We start from the raw sequence: 26,215 nt of genomic DNA, 5'->3' as shown, positions 1-26,215 counted from the left end.
GCCGACGTGCAGCCCCCGTCCGGGGCGGTGTCAGCGGGGACGCGGGTTGTCCTGGGCTCGCTGGCCCATCCGCTCCCAGAACCGGCGCAGTTCGGCCACGTCCGTGCGTTGCTGCCAGGGGGCCTGGGGGTGGAGGAACGACCGTGACAGCACACTGGACTGCGCCCGGCAGAAGGCCTCGCTCAGCTCGACACGGTGGCTGTCGAGACCCTTGGGCGGGTACGGGCACAGCTCGAAGGAGCAGTCGTCACGGCAGTTGGAGCCCGCCTGGGAGGTGGCCGTCCGGACGACCGTGCGCCCCGGGTCGAGCGGGCTGCGGTCCCGGCTCAGGCACGGCGGCAGGTCCGGCCGCGCCGTGTGCCGCAGGCGTCGGAGGCGGTCCTTGGGCCAGTCGCCCCGCTCGGCGAGGTTGAGGAGCAGCAGCACGTCCGCGAGGAGCTGCTGGGCCCGCGGGTGGAGGGTGCTCCAGCCGGTCGAGGGCGGGATCCACAGCTGGTGCTTGCGCGCCTCGCCGCGCGGTGCCGTCTGCGAGCCGACGTGGGCGGCGACACCCGACTCGTCGATCCACAGGAACCGCTCCGGCTGCCGGGTCTCCAGGGCCCGGACGCAGAGCCGGGCGGCTTCCTCGACGAACGGGTGCTGCTCCTTGCCGTCCGGCAGGGCCAGCCACTGACGGACCTGTTCCGCGGGGTGGGAACCCCGGCCGTGCGCGGGGCGCGTCACCGTGACCCCGTCGGGCAGGTCCCACAGGGTCAGCGCGTGCAGCAGGGTGAGGCGGGTGAACCAGAACCGGGTGCGCTTGAGCATGTCCCAGGCCTGCCCGCTCAGGTACTCGCGTGCCTCGGCGCGGGCATGCGGATGGCGGTGGCGGCGGTTCGCCGCGTACTTGAACCCCTGGGCGAGGGCGATCTCCACGGTCAGGTCGAGCGCCGGCGCGCCGGACCCGTCGGGCGCGCCGACCCGGCGTACCCAGCTTTCCAGATACTCGTAGGGCGTGTTCTGGTGGCGCTGTGTCGTGACCGAGCCGACCAGCAGGGGAATCAGCCAGGCGCACATGGTGTTGTCCCGCCACCGCTGTTCCTCCTCCTCGCGCTCCGACTCCTCCTGCCTGCGCTCCTCGCGCCGCCGCTCCCGTTCGCGCGCCTCCCAGGGGCTGCGCGACCCGTCGCGCTCGGCCGGACGGTGCCCCCGGCGCTCCGCCTGCGCGTCCCTGTCCGCGTCCGGCTCCTGCGCCCCCCACAGGTCGACCATCCAGTCCCGGGCTCGCTCCAGCGTCTCGTCCCGGTCGGTCTCCGGGCCGCGCAGCCGGGCCTGCAGCACCGCGAAGGCGCTGTCACCGCCCGCGCCGATCTCCTGCGCGATGGCGACGCGGATGGGGTACGAGGGCTCCAGACGGGCGATCTCGAAGAGCTCCAGGTACGCGGGGACCACCGTGCGGCTCCGGGCGACGCCGCGCATGGCGTCGCCGAAGCGGGAGACGAGCAGAGCTTTCGCGACGCGCAGCGTGTGCGGATCGCGGGCGCGCAGATCGGGCCATGACGTGGCCAGCCGCATGGCGATGCCTTGCTGCTGCGGCTCGGCGTCCACGCTGTCGATCTCCAGCGCGGCGGCGTACAGCTCGAGGGCCTTGGTGTGCAGCGTGCGACCGTACAGCCGCTGCCCGTCCGGGATGTGCCGCCCCGAGAGCTGCGGGGCCGGTTCCTGTGCTTCGTGTGCTGCCCGGCTCCCCGCCCCGGCCGGTCGCCGCAGCGGGGAGCCGGGGCGGGAAGCCTCTTCCCTGATGTCCATCTGCGCCTTGCAGGCTGCCCGTACCAGCAGGTCCCGCGCGGCGGACACGGGACACCACGGCTGCCCGTCGCCGTGCGCCTCTTCCCCGTGGCGGCACGAACCCTCGGGCGTGCGGGAGTGGAGCACCATGGCGATCAGCAGTTCGCGGCCCGGCTTCTCCAGCGCCGCCGGGAACACGTATCCCTCCGTGGGCTCGGCGGGCACGCCCGGATGGATCACGGCGTTCATGAACCGCGCTCCGAGGTGGGCCTGGATCACGCTGTGCTGGAAGCGGACCCTGTCACCGCCGACCTCCACCAGCCCCATGCGCGCGCCCCAGTGGGCGGCGAGGCGAATGTCCAGTTTGCTGTCCTCCACCCTGCGCACCAGTTCCGCCAGGATCTCGGGGTAGCGGGGCCGAGAGGGGTTCTGCTCGTCCACCACGTCGGTGAAGTGCACCTCGCAGGAGTCCGACGCCAGCCCCGCGCACGCGAGCGCGGAGAGGTAGTGCACGGCCGCCCGTCGCTCGTCCTGCCCCAGCGGCAGTTCCGGCCGGAACCGTCCGCTGATCAGGGCGGCGATCCAGGTTTCGACCAGGTGGTGGCGCAGGCCCGCCCGGTCCCCGCCGCGCGTCTCCACCGCCTCTTCCTCGGCGCTGGCGTTCAGGGCGCGCTCCAGCAGGCCCTCCTCGTGGAGTTCGCCGGCGATCTGCAAGTAGGTGGGCGCCTCCGCGATGCCGGCCTTTTCCACGATCCAGTCCAGCCGCTGCCGGTCCTCCCAGGCACTGCCCGAGGAGATGTACGCGAGCGCGGCCTCCTCACTCAGCGGTTCCAGGTCCGTGAGGGAGGCCTCCATGCCCCGCAGGGAGTCGTGCGGGCGGGAGGTGATGATGAGCGGCAGCCGCTCGTCGGTGGCCCGCCGGATCGCCAGCCGGATGACGGTGTCGCGTTCCTCCGCCATGGTGTCATCGGTCAGCGCCTCTTCGAGGCCGTCCGCGAGGACGACGATCCGCCCCTGCTGGCACAGCCTGCGCCACACCTTCTCGGCCTCCGCGTCGGAACGGATGTAGCCCTGCACCTCCCGGCAGAACCGTCGGAACGCCATCTCGCGGAAATCCAGGTCCGCGTCGGCGTTCCGCAGCCGCAGCGGCACGGGAAGGGCCTTGCGCCGGGCGAACTGCTCCGTCAGCAGCACGATCAGCGCCGTCTTGCCCGTGCCGACGCCGCCGACCACGACATGCGTACGGCGGAACCGGGCGTCCCGCTGGTCCTCCATGAGGACCTCGCACAACTGATCGCGGCCCACCACTTCTCCGAGGATGCCCCCCGCCGTCTCCACCAGTTCGTGCGGCGTCGTCCGGGCCTTCCTCAGGTACGCCCTGCGCACCCTGGTGAACCGGAAGGAGAGGTACGCGACCGTGGCCAGGGAGAGGGTGAGGAAGGGCATGATCAGCGACTGGAGGACGGTGCAGGCATTGCTGCTCTTCTTGCAGTGCTGGTCGAGCCACAGGACCGGTGTCCAGAACGTCCGGTCGTTCGCCAGCGTGACCAGTGCCGTCACGGCCAGGAACAGCAGGAGCAGCGCGCCCAGCAGCGTCGCCACGAGCGAGAGGTAATACCACCCGCTCTTGCGGACCCGCCACGGCCGAGCCCTGCCGTGCCCCTGCCGTGTCAGCCGGCTCGATGGTCTCCTTCCAACGTTCACGTGGTGACTGATTCCGTATCGGGTGGCTGCCCCACCGTCATTCACCCGGCCGGTCCAGCAGGGTCCGTACGCGGAGTGCGGCCGCGTTCATGACACCCATGACACCCGCATCGCGGGGGACGTCATGCGGCCACCCGGCCGAGAACGCGTCCCGCCGCCGACCGGCGCGCTCCGACCTTCGGACGATCGCCGCTCCCGCAGTGCTCGGACGTGCCGGCTGCCTGATCACACACCGGCACGTCCGGAGGCCTTGTCAGGGCCAGTTGGCGACCGCCCCGTGGCATGACCGAGTCAGGGTGCGCCACCGCCCCGTCAGGCGCCCTGGTCCCCGAGCGGTCCCCAAGAACGATCGAGGGGCCGCTTCAGATTTCCTCTGAAGCGGCCCCTGACCTGCGACTTCGTAAAGTCGGGACGACAGGATTTGAACCTGCGACCCCTTGACCCCCAGTCAAGTGCGCTACCAAGCTGCGCCACGTCCCGTCGCGCTCGTCACGGAGTTCCGTGTGAACGCGCAGGTAAACCCTACCCTACGTGCCCCTGACGTCGAGTTCGGGCAGGCCCAGCGGTGCCCCGGGGAGGTCGGCCCGGACCCGGCCCCGGATGTGGAGGATCAGGGCGGCCAGGTCGGCGCAGTACACGGAGGGGTTGCGGAAGCCGCTGCCGGGGGCGTACCGGTGGGCGAAGAGGCCGCCCCCGCACACGGTGACCAGGGGGCAGCGTCCGCAGGTGGGTCCGAGTCCGGCGGCGCCGGACTGCCGCTGACGGACCAGCGGCTCGTCCAGGACGTCGTCGAAGCTGTGGCGGAAGACATCGAGCCCCGTCTCCGGCGCCCCTTCGTAGGCGACCTTGAGGGAGTCGGACTGCTCGATGGAACCGTCGGTCTCGATGACGGCCAGCGTCGCCGGGGCCAGACCGACGGACTCGGTGCGCATCGAACCCCCGAGGACGCCGGCCATCAGCTCTTCGAACAGCCGGATGCCCGTCTCCCGTACGGGTGCGTCGTACCAGCGGTCGAACACCTGCCGCAGCCAGTCGGCGTAGGGGGTCGCCGCCGTGGGGGCCGGCACGTCCCGGGCGGTCACGGGCGGGACGGTGGGTATCCGCCGCCGCCGATCGGCGAGTCCCGGGGGCAGGGTCTCCCAAGTGCCGTGCGGCAGGAGGAGGTCGACGCGTGGAGGGTGGGAGGCCAGCAGGGCCTCGTAGGTCTCGACCGGGTCGTTGGCGAGGTCGATCGTGCACAGCAGACCGGCGTACAGGTGCCGGTAGTCGGTCGCGCCGAGCCGAGCGAGGCCCTGCGTCACCCGTCCATGGCTCCCCCGGCCCCGGGGGAAGCGCCGGTGCCGGTCGTGTCCGGCCCGGGTGCCGTCGAGGCTGACGCTGACGCCGACCCGGTACCGCCGCAGCACGTCCAGGATGTCGGGGGTGAGCAGCACGCCGTTGGTCTGCACGGAGAAACGGACGGGCACCCCCGCCTCCGCGGGCCCCCGCTCGACCACCCCGAGCAGTTCCCCGAGCCGCCGGGCCCCGAGCAACAGCGGCTCCCCACCGTGCAGCACTACGCGCACCTCGGACAGCCGATGGGCCACGGCGTGCTCGACGACACGCCGCCCCACCTGCTCGGCGACGGTCAGGTCCATCACCCGGGGTTTGGCCTGCCAGCTGGTGTCGGCGGAGTGGTAGACGTAGCAGTAGTCACAGTCCAGGTTGCAGCGACTGTGGACTTTGAGGATGAACTGGCGCAGGGGCGCCGGAGGCGGCGGAACCGGCGGAGAGGTCACCTCATCGGCGCTTCAAAGTCGATCGACGACTCGAACTCGGCGAAGTGCGTGCTGTCCGGATCGGCGGCCTCGTGTTCCACGCGGCGCAGGACGTGCCCCAGAGCGTTGTCCGCGACGACAAGGTCGGGATCTGCGGGGGCGGTTGACGGAACCATAGGGCTGACACCGTTCTCCCGGGAACCTGAACAGATGGGGGACATATGCGGCGGTGGCGATCACGCCGTAACTCCGAACGGAGAATAGCAACGAACCGCCAGTAAACATCAGGAATTACCATAAACCGCTCAGAAGGTGGATCCAGTCGCCGGTGGTGCGCGAGAGGGCCTCGCCCCGGCCCGTCGGATGTGAGGCTGTGGCCAGTGTGCACCGGGTCCCGCAGACCAACTGGTCTGCGGGACCCGGGCGATGTGTCGTGTTCACTCGGCGGAGGTCAGGTCACCGGCGGCTCGATGTCCGCGTCGATGGGGTGCCAGCGCGTGACGGCTCGGGTCATGGGGTGGTCGCCCCCCAGTTCCGGGCTGTCGACGGCTCGGCGCTCCGCCTCGTCGTGAAGTCGGCCAGCTTCCTCCTGCGACCGCTCCGCCGACTCCGAATCGTCGCGGCGGAGTTCGGCCGCGAGGTTCGACGCCGCGGCGATGGCGAGGTAGTGCTCGGGTCCGAGCACCTCGGTCAGCCCCTCGTGCGCTTCGCGGCCCACCGCCACCGCCCCGGCGTGGTCCCCGCTCTCGGACAGGTCCGTGGCATGGTTCAGCAGGCAGGTCAGGGTGTAGGGGTGGCGCGGCCCGAGGAGTCGGCGGAAGCGGTCGACCGTCCGGGTCGACAGTTCCAGAGCGGCCTCCGGCTCGCCGGTCAGCCGGAGCAGTACGGCGAGGTTGGCTCCGCAGGCGAGGGTGAAGACATGGTCCGGGCCGAACCTGTCCTGATAGCTGTCCAAGGTTTCCTTGGCGAGCTCCCGCCCCCGCACGGACTCACCTCGGTCGTACAGGTCCGAGCAGAGGTTCGTCGCGATGGCCAGGGTGTCGGGGTGCTCGGGGCCCAGCTGTTTCAGCGCGCGCTCGTAGATCTCGTCCGTCAGCTTGTACGCGTCCTCGTACCGGCCGAGTCGGCGGTAGAGGATCGCGGCTCCGAGGGAGGCGCGGAAGGTGATCAGGTGGTCCGGGCCGAGCGCGCCCCGGCTGCGCTTCAGTGTGTCCTCGATGAGCTTCAGCGCCTCACGGAACGCGCCGGCCGCGCGCAGGTCGCGGGCGTAGTTGGTGGCGGAGTTGAGGGTGGCGCGCTGGTCGGGTCCTGAGATCTCCCGGCGCTGGGTGAGGATGTCCCGGTTGGTCTCGCGGGCCGCCCGCCTGTTGCCCGAGAGGAACTCGGAGACGGCGAGGTTGTTGGCCGCCGCGAGCGCACGGGGGTGGTTCTCGCCGAAGACCCGGCGCGTGCGCCGCAGCGTCTCCCGGTCGCTCTCCATCGCGTCCGCGTACCGGCCGACGCTGCGCAGGTCAGATCCGAGGCTCATGGCCGCGCCGAGCGTGTAGGGGTGCTCCTCCCCCAGGATCCGGCTGCCCCGCTCGTACACGTCGCGGGTCACCTCGTACGCCTCGGCCAGCCGGCCCTGGTCGCGCAGGGCGTTTCCGAGTTCGGTGCGCAGACGCAGTACGAGGGCGTCGTCCTCGCCGAAGCGTGGCAGCCAGCTCTCCAGCACCCGCTCGGCCGTCTTGTTGGCCGTGTCCGCGTCGCCGCTGCGCCACAGGTAGCGGACGGTGTCACAGATCCACTGGCGTACCTCGAGGTTGTCGCTCTCCTCGGATTTGGTGGGCCAGAGGTGGGGGAGCAGCGCGGCGTAGCTCTTCCAGTTCTCGGACTCGTCCGGGTCCTTCGGATTGGCCTGGCCCAGTACGGCCTGGGCCCGCCCCCTCATGGTGTCCTGCTGCTCGCCGGGGAGCTGGTCCCGGAGCACGTGTTGGATCAAGCGATGCATGGTCAGAGTGTCCGTCCGCTGGTCGGCCTGCGCGAGTCCATTTCGCACAATTTCGCCATAAAGACGACTCATCAGCAGGGGATCGGAGAGGCTCCGGTCGTGGCGTTCCAGCAATTCGAGCGCGGGTCGACTGCTGAGCAACTCCCGCGGGATGGGGTCCGGCCCGAAGAACGCGCACAGTTCGAGGAGGACGGCTGCCGCAGGTGTTCGAGCCTTCAACCGTTCGAGTGACCAGGTCGCCGCCGCCGACGTCGGGTAGTCGGGAGCGGAACGGCTCCCGAGAATGTCCGACATCTTGGTGCGCAGCATGTCCACATAGGCGTCCACCGGCGTGGCCGACTCCAGCAGTGACGCGGCGGCCAGGCTCACCGCGAGCGGGAAGTCCCCGAGTTCCTCGGCCACCCGGGCGGCTTCCGCGGGCTCCAGCCCCTCGTTGTAGCGCCGCAGCAGAGCGACGCTCTCCGAGCGGGTGAAGAGGTCCACCTCGATGCGTGCGGCGCGCTCCGCCCATGCCGGGTCCCGCGAGGTGATGAGGATGTGCTTGCCCGGCCCACTGGCCGGAACCAGATTGTCGAGGTCGGCCGGTTTCTCGGCGTTGTCGTAGACGAGGAGCCAACGGGCGTACGGCGTGCCGCGCCTCAGTCGCTCCAGCACCTCGTTGCACACCGCGGTCAGGTCCTTGCCGGCGACGGGGATGCCGAGCTGCACGGCCAGCGCGTTCAGGTCCTGTCGGATCTGGGTCCGATCCGCGGCCTTGATCCACCAGATGAGGTCGTAGTCCGACTCGAAGCGGTACGAGTACTCGAGCGCGACCTGTGTCTTGCCCACACCCCCGAGTCCGAACAGCGCCTGCGGGAGTACGGCCGTGGTGCCGGCGAGCAGACTGTCGCGCAGTCGTTCGATGGTGGTCCGGCGACCGGTGAAGACGACATTGCGCTGGGGACGCCCCCCTATGACCTGAGGCGGTGTCCCCGGGATCCGCGCCGCGGCGGCCAGACCCGCGACGGCCGCGTGCGACCCCGGATCCGCTCCCGAGCCGCCACGGTCGACGGCGGCCAGCAGTCGCGCCACGGCCTCCTCGGCGGAGACACCCGCGAGACCGACCGCCAGGGGGGAGGCGAACTCCGGCGAGGGCGGCGAGTCGTCGATCCGCAACGGGACGACCATGCCGATCTGCCCGACCGGGTCCCTGCGGCTGGTCTGGCGCCAGATCTCCCGCGCGGGCGGGAGCGCGACATAGCGCGGGGACAGCAGGACCAGCATGCGGCCCTCGCCGGCCAGTGTGCGTTCCAGCGCCGTCGGAGTCGTGGAGGTCGCCGCCACGTCGTCCGACTCGATCGGGGCGAGCGTCGCCTCGTAGCCGACCGCCCGCAGCACCGTGACGACCCAGTCGGCCCACAGCCGGTCGGTCGCGGCGTAACTGACGTAGAACGCCTTGCGGATCATCGGCGAGGTGCGCTCGTACTCGGCGCGCAGCGTGAGCCGGTAGGCCTCCGGCATGTTGCTCAGACGGGAGACCCGGTGGTCGGTGAGCCGGGCGGTGAGCCGTTCGAAGGCGACGAGCAGGGTGCCGTCCTGGCGGCGCTCCCCCACCGTCGCGGGAATCTCCTCGTACGCGTAGCTGGCCTTGTAGGGGATCTCGACACTGCTCCAGTACTGGTCCTGCTCCTCGGGCGGCACCCAGTCGAGGAAGGGCGCGAACAGGCTGCGCGCCTGGTAACGGCCCGCCTCCAGACGCTCGGCGCCCGCGTCCTCCACGCGCATGGGGACGGGCACGATACGGATGTCCCGGTGGTCGTGGAAGTTGCCGGTGTTGCGTCGCTCCTCCACGTTGCGGCGGATCGCGTTCGCCACGCGGGCCGCGCCGTTGATCCCTTGGCGACTGAGCGTGAAGCAGTCCACGACGATGTCCGGCATGACGACCGTGCAGATGCTCGCGGTGTCGCTGAGGCCGGTCCTGCTGTCGATCAGGACGTAGTCGTACCGGGCGGCCATGTCGTCGCGCAGGGCCCTGAGGAAGTCGGAACCGCCGGTGAGGAAGAACGTGCTCCAGTCGAAGCTGCTGACGGCGGCCGCGTAGCCGGAGGCGTCCTGCACTCCGGCGGGCAGGAGGTCCAGCTTCCCGCCCGGTGGCAGCCGTAGTTCCGTGCCGACGACATAGCGGTCGACCCGGGCCTGCTCGCGGTGGTCGGGGGGCTCGGACAGTCCGCCGCCGTTCGACTGGTGGCCGGCCGTCCGCCCGTTCTCCACTCCGGAACTCACCTGCGCCTCGCGCAGGGCGAACGCGCTCACCATCTCTATGATGCCGGCGCTCTCGGTGAGTTCGGGGTCGGCCAGCAAGGGCTGGAGATAGGTGTGGAGCCCGGGCGCTTCGAGGTCCCAGTCCACGACGAGCACCCGCAGACCGTTGCTCGCCAGGATCCAGGCGGTGTTGACCAGCGCCATGGTGCGCCCCGTGCCGCCCTTGAAGGAGTAGAAGGTGATGATGGTGCCGCGGCCGCGGTCGTCATGGGTCATCTGTCCTGCTCCTGCTCTTCAATGGGAATCGGTTCGAAGACGGGGCGGGCAGGTGTCGGTGGAGGTGCGAGCCTCGGCCGGTCGGGCGGCGGTGCCGCGGAACTCAGGACCGGGAGGGAAGGGGGCAGGCTCTGTGACATCTCCAGGAGACTGGTTCTGAGCGTGCCGAGAAAGGAGACGAGGTGGTTCTGCACCTTGACCACGACGGCATGCAGCGCCCCGTCGAACTGGTCCGGGCCGACGCCGGATTGGAGCAGCGGCAGGGGATCCCCCACTCCTTTCGCCCAGTTGAACGGCAGAGCGCTCCGTACCGCCTCCCAGTACGCCTTGCTGCGCGGTCCGTCACCTGCTTCTTCCGGAGCGCACGGAACGATCGCCGCGCTGCCGGGGTGGTTGCTCCGGTCGTAGTCGCGAAGAGCCCTTCCGAAGGGTTCGTCCGCGGCTGCCAGCGCCTCCACCAGGAGGACCGCGACCTGCCCCTGCCCACGCGCCTCGTCCAGACTGGCCCCCATGGCGTCCGAGACGATCTCGGTCCGTACCGCGAATCCACGCTCCTCCAGAAGCCGGCTCGCCCTCACGGCCAGCGGGTCCGGACTGTCGGCGTGGTAGGGGTTCCAGTCCGTCGGACTGTCCCCGTGGCACCCCGGATCCGTCGCCCCGTTGTGCGCTTCCACCGAGGTCCGGGCGGCTACGAGCAGCAGGGCGTGGCTTCCGGGCTCCGCGCGTTCGCCGGCGGACGGGAACGGGCCGGCGGCCTCCGGTGCGGTGAGGTCCAGGCCACTGACCGGCAGTATGCGGAAGTGCTCCGCGGCGATGAGGACCTGGTGCGCGATGAGGTTGACGATGCGGCGGTACTCCTCGCCTCCCGGGTCCGCGACCAGGATGCGGCGCAGGCCCCAGCGCGCGTAGTTCTCGCCGAAGTCGAAATTGTCGTACTGGATGTGGGCCGCGCCCGACGGAATGTTCTGCACCGGTTCCCACAGAACGGGGATGAGAGCCTTCGCGTCCACACCGGTGACTGTTCTGTGCCTGCGCTGTCTGTCCTCGAACGCCTTCCATTCGCGACCGCAGAAGTCGCTTCTGAAGTAGTCGGGCGTGTACAGCGCCAGCATGGTCCGGCAGCGGCCGAGCGCCTCCCCCAGGGCGGCGTTCCAGTCCTGCCCCACTTGAATGGACTGGACGTCGAAAAATGGACGGTCGAAAGGAACGGTATTGCCCTTGTGTAATCGCCGCAGTTCTTGGCGTAATTCCGCGCACAGATCGTCGTAAAACCGCTTGACGAGGACCCGGGGTCCGCGCCTGCGCGCATAGCTCAGGAAGAAATACGGTTCCAAGGAGCCCCCGACGTGCCGCGTCAGCGGGGTCCTTGTCGTGGGGTGGATGGATTCTCGCGCCTCGGAAGGTGGCCGACTCCGGCGGAAGTGCACGCGGATCGGTCGCCTCCCACACCTCCTCACCCCCCAACCGGTACCCCTCAGCCATAGCCATTGGTTGAGTCGTGCCGAGACAGCAGACGATACCCCTGTCCGGCGCGACGGGCCCCGTTCCGGTAGGACCCGAAAGCATGCTTCCCAGTTCTCCGCGTCCGACTCCCGTTCTCGGTGTGTCCGTACGCGAAATGCGCGCACGCGTTGCGCGTGCGCCCTGAGTTGCGCCCCGGCTCAGAAGGGAGCTGACGGGTGTTCCGGTCCGATGCGTGGTGCGCCCCCGGCGAGTTGTGCCACGGCGGTGCCGACCCGGGAGCGGACGTGACCGATGAAGGCCGCCAGGTCGTGGCAGTAGACGGACGGGGTCTCGAAACCGGTGACGGGGTGGTGGCGGTGGGTGTAGAGACCGCCACCACAGACGTCGGCCAGGGCGCAGTCCCTGCAGACCGGGCCCAGGCCGCGCAGCCCTGCCTGCCTGCGCCTGATGGTCTCCGTCGCCAGCACCTGCGAGAAGGAGTGGCGGAAGATGTCGAGTCCCGTCTCGGGAACCCCCTCCCCGACGATCTTGAGCGAGTCGGAGTGCTCCAGCGCCCCGTCGGCCTCCACCACCACGAGGTCCACCGGCTCCAGTCCGAACACCTCGGTGTGCACGGCGCCCCCGAGCACACCGGAGATGACCTCCTCGAACATCCGCACCCGTGTCTCCTTTCGTGGGGCGTCGAACCAGCGGTCGAACGCGGCGACGAGCCATCGCGCGTACGGGGTCGGCTCCCCGTCCGGGACGACGTCGGGAGGCCGCGTCGGAGGGGCCGTCCGGTGCTCCAGACCGGGCGGCGGATGCTGCCAGTCCCCGTGCCGAAGGGTGAAGTCCACCCGGGGCGGGGCGAATTCGAGAAGCGCCTCATACGTTTCGACGGGGTCGCTGTCGAGATCGACGGTGCACAACAGGCCCACGAACAGGTCCCGGTGGCGCGGTTCGCCGAGCCGGCGCAGCGCCGCGGCCACGCGCTCGTGGCTGGCACGCCCGTTCGCGAACCGCCGGTGCCTGTCGTGGCCCGCGCGCGTGCCGTCCAGGCTGACCGCCACGCCGACCCGGTGGCGACGCAGCAGCGCGAGGAAGGCGTGATCGAGGAGAACGCCGTTCGACTGCATCGACCAGCGCACCTCCACGACCGGTGCGAGGCGCTCGGCGACGATGTCGAGCAGGTGGGCCAGGTGCCGCTTGCCCACCAGGAGGGGCTCTCCCCCGTGGAGGATGAGACGCACGGTGGAGAGCTCGTGCTCACGGGCGTGCTCGGCGATCCGGTCCACTGCCTGCCGCATGGTGTCGAGGGTCATCACCGGCGGCCTTCTGCGCCAGCTCTGGTCTGCGGCGAAGTACATGTAGCAGTAGTCGCACGACAAGTTGCATAAACTGTGTATTTTCAGCAGGAACTGCCGGAAGGGAGCTATAGGTAAGCCTCCCGGTTCCGGATCCGCCGTCATCACAGCGCACTTTCGAAGACGACGTCGGTCGTCCTCGACGAGCCGTCCCGCTCCTGGAGGTGACGCCGTACTGCCTGGCCGAACGCCGTGTCCTTGCCGGCCTCCGCCTCCAGCAGAGCCGGCGACACTTCGCGGATGTCGACCAGCTCTGTGCTGTTGTGGCTGTTCCGAGGCGCGTCCATGCCTTGCTGCCTCCCTGAGAGCCCATGGGCGCGGAGAAGCCGCCCCGCTCGGATGTATTCCCTGTCCATGCTCTGTCAGTGCTCTTCGCACGTCCACAAGGCAGTTGGAGCCAGTTGGCCCCTGCACACATCGGCTGCGGAGGACAATGAATGGTCGGCCGGATTCGTACGGGGATTGAGTGGATTTCGCGCCGATTTCACGCCCTGAACCGGCTGCTCCGGCGGGTTGGGTGTGTGTTACTCCGGCGGCGTGGGTGTGTCGTGGGTGCGGTACATCGCCTGGACGTCCAGTTCGAGTTGGATCGTGGGGCCGACGACCGCGATGCCTCGGGCGAGCATGGAGCGCCAGTTCAGGGTGTAGTCCTCGCGGTGGAGTTCGGACTTGGCGAGGGCGGCGCAGCGGAGTTCCTCGCCGTAGCCGCCGTTGACGGTGCCGAGGTAGGTGGTGTCGAGGGAGACGGAGCGGCTGACGCCGTGCATGGTGAGGCTGCCCTGGAGGGTCCACTTGCTGCCGCCTCGGTAGGCGAAGCGCGTGCTGGTGAAGTCGATGTACGGGAAGCGTTCGACGTCGAGGAAGTCGGCGGACCGCAGGTGTGTGTCGCGGGTGTTGTTGCCGGTGTTGATGCTGGACGCGTCGATGCGTATATGGACGCGCGACCGCGTCATGTCCTGGGCGATCGCGAGGCCGCCCTCGAAGCGTTCGAAACGGCCGTGCACATGGGCCATGCCGACGTGCCTGGCGATGAAGCGGATCGCGGTGTGCGGCGGGTCGAAGAGCCAGGTTCCGGGGGGCGGGAGTTCGAGCGCGCGGGCCGACTGGAGCCACACCCGTTCCCGGGAGACACCGGTGTCCGCGGTGACCTCGACCGTCTCGCGGTGCGGCTCCAGCCCTTCGGCCATGATCAGCATGCTGTACGTGCCCGGCGGCAGGGCGGCCGTGAAGAAGCCGTACGGGTCGGTGGCGCCGCGTGCCGCGACGCGGTGGCTGCTCAGCTCCGTCACCGTCACATCGGCCGCCCCCATGGGCTGGTTCACGGGGTCCAGCACCTCACGGAGGACGACACCCGCGCCGTCCGGCACCGGGAACGTGGCGCCCGCGGCGCCTCCGGGGGCATTCCTGCGTCGCCGCCGGAGCAGTCCGAGGGGCATGGTGTTCACCTTTCGGTTCTCGTCGTCGGTTCTCGTCGTCGGTTTTCGTCGTCGGTTCTCGTCGCGCCGGCTCTCGTCGTCGGTTCAGGTCCACACCGGAGGCCGGTCGCCGGCGTGCGCCGCTCTCAGGATCTCCAGGGCGTCCGCCGTCGTGATCGGGCGCGGGTTGGCGTACGCCTGTGCCGTCACCTGGGCAGCGGCCGTCGCCAAGTCCGCTTCGGCCAGGCCGAGTTCCGCCAGGGAGCGGGGGGCTCCGAGGCTGCCGGAGAGGTCCCGGAGGGCCTGTGCCGCGTTGTCGGTGGTGAGCGCCCGGCCGAGCGCCGTCATCGCCTCGGGCGCCGCCGGGGCGTTGTACGCGAGGACGTACGGGAGGACCACCGTGTGGGTCTCGGCGTGCGGCAGCCCGAACGTGCCCCCGAGGACGTGGCACAGCTTGTGGTGCAGGCCCATCGTGGTCGCGCCGAGCGCGGTGCCGCAGAGCCATGCGCCGTAGAGCGCGCGGCCGCGCGGCTCCAGGTCCCCGGGGTCGGCCGCCACGCCGGGGAGCGCGCCGACCATGGCGCGGGCGCCCTCCTCCGCCGTCAGCGACACCAGCGGCGAGGCGTCCGGCGCGTAGAGGGCCTCGGCGGCGTGGGCGACGGCGTTGACACCGCTGGTCACGGAGAGGGGCACCGGGAGGGAGAGGGTGAGTTCGGGGTCGTAGACGACGCTGCGCGGCAGGACCGTCGGGGCGCGGCCGGTGCGCTTGGCGCCGTGCTCGGTCAGGCCCCAGACCGGGGTCATCTCGGAGCCGGAGTAGGTGGACGGCACGGCGATCAGCGGCAGTTCGGTGCGCAGCGCGATCGCCTTGCCCAGTCCGATCGCGGAGCCACCGCCGACCGCGACGCAACCGTCCGCGTCCGTGGCCCGTGCGAGGCGTACCGCCTCGTCGGCCACCTCCACCGGGACGTGCTGGCGGGCCCCTGCGAACACTCCGGCGCACGCGGTGCCGAGCGCCTCCGCGACAGCCCGCGCGGTCTCGGCGCCCCTCGGTCCGCAGACCACCAACAGGCTGCGCAGTCCGAGCCGTTCGGCCTCCCCCGGCACTGCCGTCACCGCCGCGCCGGGGCGCATCACGACCCGCGCGGGCTGAGCCTCGTACACGAACTCCATCGCGCTCACGCCCCCTCCGGGGCGCGCGCGCCCGGCGCGTCCGAGGTGTTGAGCACGAGGTCGAAGCGGGCGTGGCGGAACGGGTTCGGGATGCCGAAGCGCCGTGCCAGCGACGGGTCGTCGGTCTCCGTGAAGTCCTGGACGAGGCTCTCCTTCACCGCGAAGACCGCGTCCGAGTCGAGGTGCTCGCTGCCGGCGACGAAGATGTGCGTGGTGACCGGGGTGTGTCCCTCGGCCGAGACGATGAAGTGGATGTGGGCCGGGCGGTAGGGGTGCCGGGCCGTGGCCCGCAGGAGGTCGCCGACCGGGCCGTCCGTGGGGATGGGGTACGGGCTCGGCACACAGGTGCGGAACCAGAAGTGGCCCTCGTCGTCCGCCGTGAAGAGTCCGCGGCCGTTGCCCGCCGGCTGGACGTCGGGCTGCTGGACGTCGTAGTAGCCCTCGGCGCTCGCCTGCCAGACGTCGAGGAGCGCGCCGGGCAGCGGGGTGCCGTCCGCGGACAGCACGCGTCCGCTGATCACGCACGGTTCGCCGCCGCCGACCAGGTCGATGTCGGCGCCGAGTTCCCGGACCGGGGACTCGGTCATGTGGAACGGGCCGAGGACCGTCGACTCGGTCGCGCCCGCGCGGTCGTCCGACTCGGTCGCGCCCGTGCGGTCGTCGCTGTTGATCGTCTCGACGAGCATCGAGACGCCGAGGACGTCCGACAGGAGGACGAACTCCTGCCGGGTGTCCGTGCAGGCCTGCCCGGTGGCCGTGAGGAAGGCGATCGCCCGCTCCCACTCAGCCGTCGTCGGCTCGGTCTCGCGGACGAAGGCGTGGAGGTGGCGGGTGAGGGCGGCCAGCAGCTCGCGCAGGCGTGGATCGGCCGTGCCGTCGAGGCTGGCGACGACCGCCTCGGTGATGCGGGTGGTGAATTCGGTGCTCATGTCCGTGGTCATACCACTGCTCACGTCCTCGTTCGCGCCGGTACGCGTGCCTGGCTCGCGCCGGTACCCGTGTCACGGCTCGCGCCGGTGCTTACGTCCGTGCTCGCGCCGGTTCTCGCGCCCGCGCTCGCGTCGGTGCTGGTCATGTCTCGGTCCCCTTCGGTCAGGCGTGACCGAGGATCCGCCGGACCGCGTCGGTCAGCAGTCGCTCGGCCTCCTCCGGGGACGCGGCCGCCGTCGCGTGGCGGAAGGCGACGTATCCGTCCGGCCGTACGAGGAGCGCTCCCCCGTCGGCGGTCTCGCGGAGCCGTGCCCAGTCGCCGTACGGGTCCTCGTACTCCTGGCCGGGGCCGATGACGGCGGTGGCGATCTCCAGGTCCTGGGACTCGGCGGCCCGGAGCCAGTGGGCGCCTCCGATGCCGGTGAGCAGGGTGAAGCGGCCCCGGCCGACGGTGTCGAGGGTGGAGAGGGTGCGGGTGCCGGCGGTGATCCAGGCGTGCGGGAGTTTGGCGCCGGGGCGGGACGTCGGCTGGTGGTACAGCTCGGGGTCGCGGTCGAAGCCGGGGTCCGGCGTGCCGTCGGGGACGACCGCCGCCGAACTCGTCGCGGAGTAGCGCTGGTTGAGGTCGACGCCGTGCGCGTTGAACTCGTACACCTTGAACGCGATCGCCTCCCGGAGTCTCGCTCGCTGCTTCTCGGCCGCCTCGGTGTCGTCCTTGCGGGCGGCGATGTTGGCCCACAGCTGTTCGGGGGTCTGCGGGGAGAGCCCGTCGAGGGCCTCGAAGACGGGGGCGGTCTCGCCGATGGACTTGTTGGCGCGGGTGACGATCTGCCTGCCGATCGGGGCGCGTTCGGCGGTGTAGGTGTCGAGCAGCGCGGGGGACGCGGTGCCGTCGAGGACGAGTTTGAGCTTCCAGGCCAGGTTGTAGGCGTCCTGGATGGAGGTGTTGGAGCCGAGGCCGTTGGACGGCGGGTGGCGGTGGGTGGCGTCGCCGGCGCAGAAGACCCGCCCGTTCGAGTAGGTCTCGGCGTACATCTCGTTGACGGTCCAGGCCGACGACGACTTGACGGTCACCGGGATCTCGTCGTCGCCGACCAGCCTGCGGACGATCGACTCGGCGTACTCGGTGGTCAGGTCGGGCGCGCCCGCGGTGACGTCGTAGCCCCAGACGATCAGCCACTCGTTCCAGGGGCGCACGCAGCGCACCAGGCCCGCGCCGATACCGCCGACCGTGGCGCCGGGGGCGAGCACCCAGTAGAGGGTGGACGGGCGGTGCGCGGTGTACTTCGACAGGTCGGCGTCGAAGACGATGTTGATGCTGCCGGCCACCCCCATCTGACCGCCCATCGGCAGCCCGGCGTCCTCGGCGACCTGCGAGCGGCCGCCGTCGGCGCCGATGAGGTACTTGGCGCGGATGGTGTACTCGTCGCCGCGCAGCCGGTCCTCGACGGTGACGGTGACGCCCTCGTCGTCCTGCACGAAGGACTTGTAGACGGTGCTGAAGCGCAGGTTCGTGCCGCGCGCCACGGCCGCGTCGACGAGGACGGGCTCCATGAGGTGCTGCGGCATGTCGCACATGCGGGTGGGGCTGGCGAGTTCGTGCGCGGCCTGGACGAGCGGGTCGTTGCCCCAGGAGCGGATCCGGCCCAGCTCCTCCCCCGCGAGGCTGGTGCAGAAGGTCGTGTCGCCCATCAGCCGCTGCGGGGTGGCCTTCGCGACGACCTCGTCCTCGACACCGAGGTCGCGCAGTACCTCCATGGTGCGCTGGTTGGTGATGTGCGCCCGGGGCGTGTCGGCGAGGCTCGCGTAGCGGGTGACCACGATGTTGGGGACGCCGTACGTACTCAGGGCGAGCGCGGCGGAGGCGCCCGCGGGGCCACTGCCCACGATCAGTACATCGGTCACGACATCGGGCTCGGGCGCGACGGTGTGCACGGGAGACGCTCCAGGGAATGAGGACGGGCACCGACCGTTCACGATCATGGAGGGCGGCGCGGGAGCGTGGGTGTCTCAGTATGAGACAGTGCGCGCGGTTTGCTCAGGGGGGTTGTTGCCTGTTCAACCTCGCCGGGTACGGTGAGTGGTGTCGTGACCACCGCTGAGCATCTTCCCGTCGCCCCCGCCCTGGCGTCGCTGCGCAGGGCCCGTCAGTCGTTCCTCGAAGGACGCCAACTGCCGGACGGGGTCCCGGAGGAGATCGTCGCCGCCTGGAGGCGGGCCCGGTTCTTCGGCGTACGACACGACGGGGTACGGCCCGAGGGTCGGCGACCCGACCCCGTACGGCCCGAGGGCGAGCACCGCGGTGGCGTACGGCCGGACGAGTCGGACCTGTTGGCGGCCGCGCGGCCGGTGCTCGAACGGCTGGCGCCCGCCGTGGGTACCGGGAGTACGGCGCTCCTGCTGACCGACGAGCGGTTGCGGGTGCTGTGGGCGGCCGGGCGCGTGCCGGGCGATCCGTGCCGCGGGGACCTCTCCGAGCAGGTGGTCGGCCACAACAGCGCGGCGCTGGCGCTGCGTACCCGGCGGCGCGCCGAGGTGCACGGCCCGGAGCACTTCCTCGACCTGTGGCAGGACGTGTCCGCCGTCAGTGTGCCCGTGCTCGGGCCGGAGACCGGGCGGACGGTCGGCACGGTGACGGTCACCTCCGAGTTGTGCGCGGAGTGCGCGCCGCATCCGTGGGCCTCGCTCGCCGAGGCGGCCGCCGGTGCCGTGGAGGCGGAACTCCTCGCGCGGTCGCGGCCGGCCGAGCGGGTCCTGCTGGACGCGTACCTGCGGGCCGCGCGGGAGCGGGGGCGGGCGGTGGTCGCCCTCGACGGCCGCAACCGGCTGGTGAGCGAGGCCGCGGGGCGGCTGTTGTCACCGGAGGGGCTGGAGGCGTTGGAGCGGGGCGTGATCGCGCTGCTGCGGGACGTGGAGGGGCAGGCGGTGACGGTCCCGGCGGGGGAACCGACGCCTGGCGAAGACCTGGTCGGGGCGGGCGAAGACCTGCTCGGTGCGGGCCCGGACTCGGACGTGCGGGTGACGGCGCAGGGCGAAGGGCCGGTCGGGCCCGGCGCGGACCCGGATGCACGAGCCATGCACGAGACCGCGCAAGGCGAAGGCCCGGTCGGGCGCGGCGCGGACCCGGACGTGCCGGAGGCCGCGCAGGGCGAAGGTCTCGTCTGGGCCGGCGCGGACGCCGGCGTGTATCGGGTCCGGCTTCCGGACGGGGTTCGGTGTTCCGCGACGGTCGACCCGGTGTCGCACCGTGGCGCGGTGATCGGCGCGGTGGCCGTACTGGAGCCGCTCGGCGCCGACGCCGTCGCGCCGGTCGGGCGAGGGGTCGTGGCGCTGGCCGGGCACTCGGTGCCGTGGCGGCACGCGGTCGGTCGCGCCACGGAGCTGGCCAGGTCGCCGGAGCCGCTGCTGCTGGTCGGCGAACGCGGCACCGGCAAGACCGCCCTCGCCCACGAACTCGCCCCCGAGCTGCTGGTCGTCGACGCGGCGGAAGGCGAACTCGGCTCTGTCGTCGAGGCGTTGAAGGAAGGACACGCTCTCCTCATCCGTCATGCCGAGCGCCTCGCGCAGGCCGACACCGCGACCCTCAACTCACTGCTCGAAACACATCCGGGCACCCCCCTGCTGGCCACCTACACCCCCGGAGCGCCCCCGGGCCCCTGCCTCCAGCGGCTCCTGGACACCCTGGCCGCCCGCACGGTCAGCCTGCCCGCGTTGCGTGAACGCCCTGAGGACATCAGGGAGTTGCTGACGGCCCTGGCTCCGAAGCCGGCTCCCGGGCAGCCCCCGCTGACCTGGACGCTGGACGCCCTGCGCGCCCTGGAACGGCATCCGTGGCCCGGCAACGTCACCGAACTCGTCCATGTGGTAAGGGCGTTGACGGAACAGCGGCGTGCGTCGGGCCCCGTCCGCCGCGCCGAGCTGCCGGACCACCTCCGCGAGGGCCCGGCCGCCCGGCGGCTCAGCCCCATGGAACACGCCGAACGCTCCGCCATCCTGGAGGCCCTGCGCCGCAACGGCGGCAACAAGGCCCGCACGGCGGCCTCCCTGGGCATCGCCCGCGCCACGCTGTACCGGAAACTGCGGGGTTATCGGAGCTGAGCGTGGGCACACGGACGCGTGCGTGCAAAGACGCGTGCAGGGAGGGACGCATGCAGGCATGACGCGTGCCCTCGGGCACGTGGGTCCCGTCGTGTGGCGATCAACGGGCGGTCGCACGACCATGGGAATGCTGGTTGCCCGTTCGGCCCGCTCGGCGGAGGTGGTTGGTCGATGTGCCGGTGGCTCGCCTACTCGGGAACGCCGATCCTGCTCGACACGATTCTCTACAGGCCGGCGCACTCCCTCATCGACCAGAGTCTGCACTCGCGGCTGGGCGTGGAGACCACCAACGGTGACGGGTTCGGCGTCGGTTGGTACTCACCGGATCTGGAGACCCCGGCGGTCTTCCGCGACATCGGTCCGGCCTGGAGCAACCGCAACCTGCGGGAGATCGCCGACCACGTCCGCTCCCCGCTGTTCTTCGCCCACATCCGGGCCTCGACCGGTACTGCGGTGCAGCAGACCAACAGCCATCCGTTCCGGCACGGCCGCTGGATGTGGATGCACAACGGGGCGATCGCCGACTTCCACCTGGTCCGGCGGGATCTCTCCCTGGCCGTCGACCCGGAGCTCTTCGCCCACATCGAGGGGTCCACGGACTCCGAGCTGATGTTCTACCTGGCACTGACCTTCGGCCTGGAGGAGGACCCTCCGGGCGCCGTCGCGCGGATGGCGGGTCTGGTGGAGCAGGTCGGGCACGAGCACGGGGTGGAGTACCCGCTGCAGATGACGGTGGCCGTCACGGACGGCGAGTCGCTGTGGGCCTTCCGTTACTCCAGCCAGAAGACGTCACGCTCGCTGTTCTACAGCACCCGGGTGGAGACGCTGCGCTCGCTCCACCCCGACCTGGCCTTCCTGCGGGAGGTCTCCGACGAGACCCGGCTCATCGTCTCCGAGCCCCTGGGCGATCTGCCCGGCGCCTGGAACGAGGTCCCCGAGGGCAGCTACGGCATGGTCCGGCCCGGCGCCGACCTGCTGCGTTCCTTCACCCCGCAGCCCGTGGCGGGGCGAGCCCGGGTGTGACCGGGCCCCTTGTCCGCCTGTCCCCTGACCCGTTCCGGACCCCCGTCCCCGCCTCCCGGCCGGCCCCCGTCTCCGCTGTCAGCCGTAGCGCAGGACGCGCGGCGCGAAGGTGCCCTCGGGGCCGTCGGCGCGGCCGACCGACCACACCGTCCCGGTGCCCGGCACCGGGGCCAGCCGCAGCAGCGAGGAGCCGCCCTCCCCCGTCACCGTCGGCTCGTCGTACCCGGTGAACGCCTGCCCGTCCCAGGCGAGGAGGTCCGGCCCGGGGACGAACGGCGGATTGCTGCCCGGCGGGCCCCACTTCTGGGACCGGGACACCGCGACCCAGCCCAGCGCGCCGGACGTGGTGGGCGTCATCGACGTGATCCCGCCGAAGTCGGTGGGCATGGTCACCCGGTTCCACGTCTGCCCGTCGAAGCGGACCAGCAGCGGCGGAATCGGCCGGCCCACGGGCCCGCCGACGAACCCGGCCGTACCGCCCGCCCACACCTCCGTCGGCGAGACCGCCAGCACACTGCCGACGGCCGAGCGCGGGAACCCGTCCACGATCGTCTGCTGCCACGTCCGGCCGTCCCAGTGCGACACGGCCGCGCCCGTGGCGGCGGCGCCGGCGGCCCAGACGTCGTCGGCCGCCAGGATGTGCAGGCCGTACACCGCTCCCGGCGGCACCGGCAGGTCGCGCCAGCCGCGTCCGTCCCGGCGCAGCAGTACCTGGGCGCCGTCCCGGGAGCCGATCAGCCAGGTCTCGCCTCCCCCGGCGACCGCCTTGGTCAGGACGACACCGCTCGGCGGGCGGCTCTCGCGCCAGGCGGTGCCGTCGTGGCGGAGCAGCCGGGCGCCGCCCGCCGCGTCGCGGCCGACCGCCCAGACCTCGGTCGGTGAGGTCGCGGCGACGGACAGCAGCTCTCCCTGCCAGCCGATCCCGGTCAGCGCGTGGCGCTGCCAGGCGGTTCCGTCCCAGCGCAGGACCAGCGGGAAGCCCGGCGCCTCGCGGCCGACGGCGTCGGCGCCCACCGCCCACGCCCGGTCCGGCCCGAACGCCACGGCCTCGTTCAGCCCGGCCTGGGGGCGCACCTGTGCCGGGACCGGAACGTGTCGCCAGGACAGGGTGTCCGCCGTGGCCGCCGTCATGAGGACCAGGAAGGCCAGGGTGGCGGCGAAAGCGGTGACGAGAAGTCGGCGTGCCACGGTCAGCCTCCCAGCCGCTCGCTCATCAGGTTCGGTTTGGAGCCGTAGATCTCGACGGTCCCGAAGGCCAGCAGCGCGGGCCCGGCCTTCGCCAGGGCCTGCGGTCTGACGACGATCGCGTTCGTGCGCTCGGGACCGTAGGAGTAGGTGGTGCGCCGCCCTTCCACCCGCGCGTACTTCGACTGGAACGCGCGGTCGCTGCGCACGGGCAGCCACAGCGCGCCGTCCGGGCCGCGCACCATGCCCTCGGTGGAGGTGTCGCCCAGCGGTGGGTGGGAGGTGCGCCAGGTGCGCCCGTCGAAGGTCATCAGGTAGGTGGTGGCCGCGCCGTCGGTGTACTGGCTGCCGCCGAGGGTGACCCGGCCCGACGGTTCGAGCAGGAGGGTGTGCACGTTGCTGTTCGGCGGCAGCGGCACGTTCGCGTCGCGCCACGCCGTGCCGTCCCAGTGCAGGACGGTGGTGCCGGTGGTGGTGTCCGCCCAGGCCCAGGCGTCGTCGGCGGTGCGCGCGGTGATTCCCATCAGGTAGAGCACACCGTCCGGGGTGGGCTGCGCGGTCCAGCCGGAGCCGTCGTGGCGCAGTACCTTCGGTCCGGTGTCGTCCTCGCCGACCACCCACGTCGCGCCCGGTACGGCGGTGAAGTCCTGGTGGACGCGCAGGGTCTGCGGCAGCGGTACGGCACTCCACGCGCCCGCCGACCTGCGCAGGATCTCCCCCGCCCCGGCGCGTTCGTGGAGGATCCACACCTCGTCGTCGACGAACTGCACCCTGCCGAGCCGGCCCACTTCGTCGGCGCCGGGGAAGGTGGTGTCACGGCTCCAGGTCGTGCCGTCCCACCGGTACAGCGTGGGCCGGGGCCCGTCGGCGGCGTGCTCGGACCCGGTCGCCCACGCCTCGCGCGGCCCGCGGGCGGCGAGATCGGCCACGGCCATCGGTGGGGTCGCCGCCGGCACCGCCAGCGCCGACCAGCTCGGCCTCGCGGCCGGCGCCCCGCCCACGGCGGATGACGGCGGGGCGGCGGGTGAGGCCAGGGCGGCGGGTGGCGTCCCCGCGGCACACGTGATCACAAGGCAGACGATGACCGCACGGAGACCGTTCACGAGACCCCCCAGGACGCGACGGTCGCACAAACTACTGGCGTTCACCTCTCCGTGCACAGACCGCATCCGGCCGAACACGGGCCCCTCCGAAGGCCCGCCGTCCCGTCAGGCGGGCGCGGTCGGGTCCTTGCGGGCGAGCAGATGGACCTCCTGGAACTGCCGTGCGTCGGTGGGCTCCGGCTCGCGCACCAGCCGGGCCGCTTCGGCCAGTCCCGCCTCGCGCAGCAGCGCTGCGAGGTGATCGGGCGACCACCGGTAGGCGGGCGCGACGGCGTGGTCGAAGACCTGCGTGGGGTGAGCCGGGCCCTCGGTCGCCGAGAAGCCGATCAGCAGGTGACCGCCGGGTGCCAGTATCCGGTGGAACTCGGCCAGGACGGCGGGGAGTTCACGAGGTGGCGTGTGGATGACGGACCATCGGGCGAGTACGCCGTCCAGCTCGCCGTCGGGGATGTCCGACGCGGCCATCGAGCCCACGTCGAACCGCAGCCCCGGGTGGGCCCGCCGAGCCAGTTCGATCATCGCGGGAGAGGCGTCGATCCCGAACGCCGCCAGCCCCAACTCGGCCAGATGAGCGGTGACATGGCCGGGCCCGCACCCCAGGTCGGCGACCCGGCCCTCTCCGGTCACCCTGACCATCTCGGCGAAGGCACTCAACAGCGCCCGTTCCAGGGGACGTTCACGCAGCGAGTCGTGGAACAGCTGCGCGTAGGTGGCGGCAGCGGCGTCGTATGCCTCGCGAGTGGCACGGAGAACATCGTGTTCGACCATGCGCGTGACAGTAGCTCCTGGCGTGCCTGCGTATGGGTGTACGGGATGTACGGGCGGACGTCACCGTGACCGGAGTGCCGGCGAAGGCCGAGCGGTACTGGGCGGCCCCTCCCCCTGCAACCGCCTCCCCCGCTCGACACAGGCCCCGCCGACAGGACGCGCCATTATGCCCCGTTTCGGGATGGTGTGTCGGACACTGGCAGAAGAAGAGGGGAGGCCGAGCGTGCTGACCGTAGTCCGTGACCAACTGAGCCAGGCCCTGTTCCGCCGTGTCGCCGGGCCCGACGGACCGGCGGTACGGGCCCGTATACACGACACCCCCGGACCGCGCTGGTTCGGGCCCGACCGTCCGATCCGCACGGTGCACGGTGACGCCTCGATGTTCATCGGCGGGTTGAGCGCACTGCTGCTGCAGTCCCTCCACCCGCTCGCCATGGCGGCCGTGGCCGGGCACTCCGGTTACCGCGGCGACCCGTGGGGCCGCCTGCAGCGCACCAGCACCTTCCTGGCCATGACCACCTACGGCACCGCCGCGGACGCCCAGCGCGCGGTCGATCGCGTCCGTGGCATCCACGAGCGGATCCGGGGGGCGACGGGCGAGGGGGTCCCCTACCACGCGGCCGATCCGCATCTGCTCGGCTGGGTGCACGCCGCCGAGACGGACAGCTTCCTGCGGGCCCACGAGCGCTACGGAGCCCACCCACTGGACGCCGACGGCTACGACGCCTATGTCGCCGACACCGCACGCGTCGCGGAGGCGCTGGGGGTGGCCGACCCGCCGCGTGACCGCCGCGAGCTGTCCGAGCGCCTGCTCGCCTACCGGCCCGAGCTGCGGGCCACGCCCGAGGCCAGGGCCGCCGCCCGCTTCCTGCTGTTCCAGCCTCCCCTGCCCCTCGCGGTACGGCCCTTCTACGGCGCCCTGGCCGTGAACGCCGTCGCACTGCTCCCGCACTGGGCCCGCGGCATGCTGTGGCTGCCCCACGTGCCGGTCGTCGAGAACCTCGCCGTACGCCCCACCGGCCAGGCCGTGACGCGGACCATCCGCTGGGCGATGGCCCCGTCCCGCCCCTCCGGGAGCACCGGGAAGTGAGGCACACGTGACGGACCCCTCCGGCTCCGGCCCCGGCTCCGCGCGGGAGCCGCGGCCGCACCACCATCGACCGCAGGTCCGGCCGCGCCACCATCGACTGCGCGCCCGGTGGCACGCCTCGGCCGTCGGACGGCTCTGGGAGCACGGGAAGGAACTGGAACTGCTGCACCGGGCCATGGGGTTCTCCGCGTTCGGCCTCGTGACGCTGGTCCCCCTGTTGATCGTCGTGGCGGCGGCGCTCCCCATCCAGGAACGGGGCTTCGCCCTGTGGGTGATCGACGCGATGAGCCTGTCCGGGCGCCCGGCGGACGCGGTGCTCGAACTGTTCGCCACACCTCGCAGGGTGCTGAGCGCGACCAGCGTCCTCAGTGGGCTGCTCGTCGCGCTGTTCGGCGTCACCTTCGCCGCGAGTGTGCAGAACGGCTACGAGAGGATCTGGGAGGTGCCCGCCGGCCCCTGGCACCATGTGTGGCGCCGCGTCGTGTGGCTCGCCGCGCTCACGGGATACCTGCTGGCCGAGACGCGGAGCGGGGCGCTCCTGCGGGACGGGGCGGCACAGTCGGCCGTGCGGATCATGCTCGTCTCGCTGCTCGGGGTGCTGTTCTTCTGGTGGGGCCAGCACTTCCTGCTGGGCGAGCGGGTGCCGTGGGGCGCCCTGCTCCCGGGCGCGGTGGCCACGATGGCGGGCCTGGGTGGCCTGCGCTGGTTCTCGGACCAGGTGTTCTCACCACTGATCGTGAGCAACGCGATCACCTATGGGGCGGTCGGCACCGTTCTGATCGTCCAGTCCTGGCTCATCGGCGTCGGCTTCGTGGTGTTCGGCGGCGCGCTGCTGGGCCGCCATGTGCACGAGACGCGGCGTCGACACGGTTGAGCTGGATCAACTGT

At 71.6% G+C, this 26,215-nt stretch carries 18 protein-coding genes and 1 tRNA gene; 4 read left to right on the top strand and 15 right to left on the bottom strand.

Features of this window, described 5'->3' with window-relative positions:
• Positions 1 to 30: 30 nt before the first annotated feature.
• The 12 genes from L3078_RS39505 to L3078_RS39450 form a co-directional block, all read right to left on the bottom strand.
• Complete coding sequence (locus tag L3078_RS39505) at positions 31 to 3,369, bottom strand: NACHT domain-containing protein (RefSeq protein WP_239759031.1); 3,339 nt, start codon at positions 3,367 to 3,369, stop codon at positions 31 to 33.
• Positions 3,370 to 3,877: 508 nt separating this feature from the next.
• A tRNA-Pro gene (locus tag L3078_RS39500) sits at positions 3,878 to 3,951 on the bottom strand.
• Between the two features lie 47 nt (positions 3,952 to 3,998).
• Positions 3,999 to 5,249: an FxsB family cyclophane-forming radical SAM/SPASM peptide maturase gene (locus tag L3078_RS39495; protein ID WP_239759030.1), complete on the bottom strand. Its 1,251-nt coding sequence runs from the start codon at positions 5,247 to 5,249 to the stop codon at positions 3,999 to 4,001.
• The gene (locus tag L3078_RS39490) at positions 5,246 to 5,404 is read right to left on the bottom strand and encodes a hypothetical protein (RefSeq protein WP_239759029.1); all 159 of its coding nucleotides are present in this window, start codon (positions 5,402 to 5,404) and stop codon (positions 5,246 to 5,248) included. Before L3078_RS39490 ends, L3078_RS39495 begins: the two co-directional genes overlap by 4 nt.
• A gap of 275 nt (positions 5,405 to 5,679) precedes the next feature.
• Positions 5,680 to 9,735, bottom strand: a complete 4,056-nt coding sequence (gene fxsT, locus L3078_RS39485) for an FxSxx-COOH system tetratricopeptide repeat protein (protein ID WP_239759028.1) — start codon at positions 9,733 to 9,735, stop codon at positions 5,680 to 5,682.
• Entirely contained in the window at positions 9,732 to 11,069 is a 1,338-nt protein-coding gene (locus L3078_RS39480) for a TIR-like protein FxsC (RefSeq protein ID WP_239759027.1), read from the bottom strand. The genes fxsT and L3078_RS39480 overlap by 4 nt, the downstream gene beginning before the upstream one ends.
• A gap of 327 nt (positions 11,070 to 11,396) precedes the next feature.
• A complete protein-coding gene (locus tag L3078_RS39475) occupies positions 11,397 to 12,647 on the bottom strand; it encodes an FxsB family cyclophane-forming radical SAM/SPASM peptide maturase (RefSeq protein ID WP_275593206.1) in 1,251 nt (416 codons plus the stop codon).
• Positions 12,647 to 12,829, bottom strand: coding sequence for an FxSxx-COOH cyclophane-containing RiPP peptide (gene fxsA, locus L3078_RS39470; protein WP_239759025.1), 183 nt, complete (start codon positions 12,827 to 12,829; stop codon positions 12,647 to 12,649). Before fxsA ends, L3078_RS39475 begins: the two co-directional genes overlap by 1 nt.
• Before the next feature lie 237 nt (positions 12,830 to 13,066).
• Positions 13,067 to 13,978 (bottom strand): YceI family protein, encoded by a 912-nt coding sequence (locus tag L3078_RS39465; protein WP_239759024.1) that lies wholly within the window; start codon positions 13,976 to 13,978, stop codon positions 13,067 to 13,069.
• Positions 13,979 to 14,062: 84 nt separating this feature from the next.
• A complete protein-coding gene (locus L3078_RS39460; protein WP_239760665.1) occupies positions 14,063 to 15,130 on the bottom strand; it encodes a maleylacetate reductase in 1,068 nt (355 codons plus the stop codon).
• A 5-nt stretch (positions 15,131 to 15,135) separates the two neighbouring features.
• Positions 15,136 to 16,059, bottom strand: coding sequence for an intradiol ring-cleavage dioxygenase (locus L3078_RS39455; RefSeq protein ID WP_239759023.1), 924 nt, complete (start codon positions 16,057 to 16,059; stop codon positions 15,136 to 15,138).
• A 163-nt stretch (positions 16,060 to 16,222) separates the two neighbouring features.
• A complete protein-coding gene (locus tag L3078_RS39450; protein WP_239759022.1) occupies positions 16,223 to 17,995 on the bottom strand; it encodes an FAD-dependent oxidoreductase in 1,773 nt (590 codons plus the stop codon).
• 153 nt (positions 17,996 to 18,148) lie between these two features.
• Between L3078_RS39450 and L3078_RS39445 the strand changes: the two genes are divergently transcribed.
• Together L3078_RS39445 and L3078_RS39440 are read left to right on the top strand one after the other, a co-directional pair.
• The gene (locus L3078_RS39445) at positions 18,149 to 20,158 is read left to right on the top strand and encodes a helix-turn-helix domain-containing protein (protein WP_239759021.1); all 2,010 of its coding nucleotides are present in this window, start codon (positions 18,149 to 18,151) and stop codon (positions 20,156 to 20,158) included.
• 171 nt (positions 20,159 to 20,329) lie between these two features.
• Positions 20,330 to 21,181, top strand: coding sequence for a class II glutamine amidotransferase (locus tag L3078_RS39440; RefSeq protein ID WP_239759020.1), 852 nt, complete (start codon positions 20,330 to 20,332; stop codon positions 21,179 to 21,181).
• Between the two features lie 78 nt (positions 21,182 to 21,259).
• On the opposite strand, the gene L3078_RS39435 is transcribed toward L3078_RS39440, so the two are convergent.
• From L3078_RS39435 to L3078_RS39425, 3 genes are all read right to left on the bottom strand, one after another.
• Positions 21,260 to 22,369 (bottom strand): hypothetical protein, encoded by a 1,110-nt coding sequence (locus L3078_RS39435; RefSeq protein WP_239759019.1) that lies wholly within the window; start codon positions 22,367 to 22,369, stop codon positions 21,260 to 21,262.
• A 2-nt stretch (positions 22,370 to 22,371) separates the two neighbouring features.
• Positions 22,372 to 23,469 carry a hypothetical protein gene (locus tag L3078_RS39430; protein ID WP_239759018.1) on the bottom strand — a complete coding sequence of 366 codons (1,098 nt, stop codon included), beginning with the start codon at positions 23,467 to 23,469 and terminating at the stop codon, positions 22,372 to 22,374.
• A gap of 105 nt (positions 23,470 to 23,574) precedes the next feature.
• Positions 23,575 to 24,237, bottom strand: coding sequence for a class I SAM-dependent methyltransferase (locus tag L3078_RS39425; protein ID WP_239759017.1), 663 nt, complete (start codon positions 24,235 to 24,237; stop codon positions 23,575 to 23,577).
• 223 nt (positions 24,238 to 24,460) lie between these two features.
• Here L3078_RS39425 and L3078_RS39420 point away from each other — a divergent pair, with 223 nt between their 5' ends.
• Both L3078_RS39420 and L3078_RS39415 read left to right on the top strand, forming a co-directional pair.
• Entirely contained in the window at positions 24,461 to 25,327 is an 867-nt protein-coding gene (locus L3078_RS39420) for an oxygenase MpaB family protein (RefSeq protein ID WP_239759016.1), read from the top strand.
• A 7-nt stretch (positions 25,328 to 25,334) separates the two neighbouring features.
• Positions 25,335 to 26,201, top strand: a complete 867-nt coding sequence (locus L3078_RS39415) for a YhjD/YihY/BrkB family envelope integrity protein (protein ID WP_239759015.1) — start codon at positions 25,335 to 25,337, stop codon at positions 26,199 to 26,201.
• Positions 26,202 to 26,215 lie beyond the last annotated feature (14 nt).

Source organism: Streptomyces deccanensis (assembly GCF_022385335.1).
GTDB lineage: Bacteria > Actinomycetota > Actinomycetes > Streptomycetales > Streptomycetaceae > Streptomyces > Streptomyces deccanensis.
The sequence above is the reverse complement of the archived record's forward strand: the minus strand, read 5'-3'. Positions and strand labels throughout refer to the sequence as shown.